This is a genomic window from Paenisporosarcina sp. TG20, from assembly GCF_000286315.1.
Classification (GTDB): Bacteria; Bacillota; Bacilli; order Bacillales_A; family Planococcaceae; genus Paenisporosarcina.
The window spans coordinates 1-2,338 of the sequence record NZ_ALJG01000091.1; the positions used below are offsets into that span (position 1 = coordinate 1).

Consider the following 2,338-nt stretch of genomic DNA (forward strand, 5'->3'; position numbering starts at 1 on the left):
TGTGGATAATCAACACGCTTGGGCTGGTATATCAAAGGTTCGTATTTCCTCCTTCTTTTTTGGGACTTCGATTGGGATTATCCCTGGAACATTTGCCTACAACTTTCTTGGGAGTAGCTTTATTAGTGGAAATCCCAAAATTATAATTGCTGCGGTATTCGTGTTTGTAGTATTGACAATCATTCCAATTTTAGTGCGTAATCGTTGGAGTAAAAAATCGGATATGGACATAATTAGAGAAAAGTAATTGAGGTATAGAAAAGGGGGATTCAAAATGAAACAATATGATTTAATTGTTATCGGTGGTGGAGCAGGTGGTTTAACGGTTGCTGCAGGTACTGGGGTTATTTTATCGGTCAGTTACCTAATTATAATCAGTTTGTTGAAAAAGATTCCCCAGATATTAACGAAGCTTTGGAGAAGATATCAACGGGTTGGAAGCTCCCTTGGGTAAAGCGCAGTTTGTATTTGTATATAATCAGGATAAAGTGAAAAATCCGCCAAAATCTATGGAAGAGCTTAATTGATTTAAATAAAATGATAAAAGAAGATCAGCAGCGAGTATCTGAAGTAGACTTAGGTTCTGCTACTTTTCTAACTGATGTATTAACTAATCACCGTCTTCCTGAAATCCCAGCAGCCTATGTAAATATGATTGAAAAAGGTTGGATGGAACATGTGGCAAAAAATTAAACCATATTATTGGTCCTACCAATAATAACGGTGATTGTCCTCCTGAGGACTTTTTGACGATTTATTACACAATTTTGGTTATTTTCCAACAACTAGGCAATAGGAGTTTCAGCTTAATGCGTATCTAGCACTGTTTTATTCAAACCATTCCGCATCTAGTCTGTGCATACTTAATGGTCCTTTTATTTATGCAAAGTAAATGGATTTCAAGAATTCTTCCCTCTTTAGGGTTAATAGAAGACATGGTAGATTTCCCTATATTGATTAACGATCCTTTTGGGTGGGAATCATCTTTACGTATGCATGGAAGGAATCCCCGTTTATAACCCTTAGCTGAATTACTGTATTTTATTGTTATATCACTTTAATTCCCGAAAAACGCTTGAAAGTAGTTGATTTCTCTTTAGCTTAGAGGAGGACCTCTTCATTATGGTAATGGTATTCAATAAATCCACTGTTCAACTATTCTAAAGAATGAGGCGTTTTCTCAATTCTTAAATAAAATGTCTAAAGAATAAAGAAGGTACAAAGCTTATTAGTAATGATTCAAAGTCGACTTATAAGGTGCGAAAGTTGAGCAGTTATTTCTTTTTTTGGCCTTTAGAAGATGTGATGTTAGATTAAATTGTAGAATGGTCACAATACCTTCCAATATTTTCATTTTAACTTGCACCATACAGTATTTCAATAAATTCTGCCAATTCTTTATTTAACGTTACAAGGTCTTCTTGGTTAAGCTCATTTGTTGAATTTTCCCCAATAAATTGGCCAGCCGATTTTAATTTTATGACGCAGGATATTGGATTGATCTTCCTCCGTTATTTAAGAGTTAGAAAGCGTTTCAAAGGATTATTATTCAGGTAGTTTATTATTTAAATCGCTTATTTGTAAAATCGAAACTGGGTACTTCACAGTAGAAATGAACCGAAACATAGGGGAGAAGTTGAAACTTTATATTTAATAAATATTTACTTTCTTCAATTCATTAAACAATATATGGATTTATAAGAAAACGCCTATCCGTTTTTGATTAAAAAGTTTATAAATAACATCTTCCCACGAATACAGTTAGAGATACCTAGTTGTTGCGAGGGTGTTTCTTTAATCGTGGCTTTACAAAACTTGTAATACGTTCTTAATATCGTTACCGACATTTGAGCGTATTTCGGATTATAAATATAACTTTTACCATCACCTCTTAGAATCGCCCCCTTTTTAATACCCTAACTATACCAAAAAGAGGTAATAGAAAGATTTATATTGGTAGTAGTTTTTGGTTATATTTTTAATTATTAATTTATGTGGTTTTTGATGTTTTTAGAAAAGTTCTCTATATTAAAACCAAAAATGGTTGTTTATGATGATAATAATTATAAGTTTAACTTGACCGTGTACTATAGTACATGGATTACAATTATGAGGGAGGTGAATCATGTGAGTTACCGTATTAGTGAGTTTGCAGATAAATGTGGGGTAAATAAAGAAACCATTAGATATTACGAAAGGAAGAGTTTATTACAGGAACCATCCAGAACTGATGCAGGCTATCGAATTTATCCAGAAGAGACGGTTAAGCGTGTTGGGTTTATTAAACGAATGCAGGAGCTAGGCTTTTCTTTAAATGAAATTTATAAATTACTTGGTA

3 protein-coding genes and 2 pseudogenes are annotated in these 2,338 nt (G+C 33.2%); 4 read left to right on the forward strand and 1 reads right to left on the reverse strand.

What is annotated here, in order from left to right:
• The 3 genes and pseudogenes from B371_RS20985 to B371_RS23235 all read left to right on the forward strand — a co-directional run.
• Positions 1–247: pseudogene (locus B371_RS20985) on the forward strand (TVP38/TMEM64 family protein); the annotation flags it as partial.
• A gap of 27 nt (positions 248–274) precedes the next feature.
• A complete protein-coding gene (locus tag B371_RS0100665) occupies positions 275–454 on the forward strand; it encodes a hypothetical protein (RefSeq protein WP_019412423.1) in 180 nt (59 codons plus the stop codon).
• Positions 455–537: 83 nt separating this feature from the next.
• Positions 538–693: a hypothetical protein gene (locus tag B371_RS23235; protein ID WP_019412424.1), complete on the forward strand. Its 156-nt coding sequence runs from the start codon at positions 538–540 to the stop codon at positions 691–693.
• 1,016 nt (positions 694–1,709) lie between these two features.
• On the opposite strand, the pseudogene B371_RS24370 reads toward B371_RS23235, so the two are convergent.
• Positions 1,710–1,892: pseudogene (locus B371_RS24370) on the reverse strand (hypothetical protein); the annotation flags it as partial.
• A 235-nt stretch (positions 1,893–2,127) separates the two neighbouring features.
• Between B371_RS24370 and B371_RS0100675 the strand changes: the two are divergent.
• Positions 2,128–2,338, forward strand: a 211-nt coding sequence (locus B371_RS0100675; protein ID WP_026022938.1) for a MerR family transcriptional regulator, incomplete at its 3' end; no start/stop codon positions are given.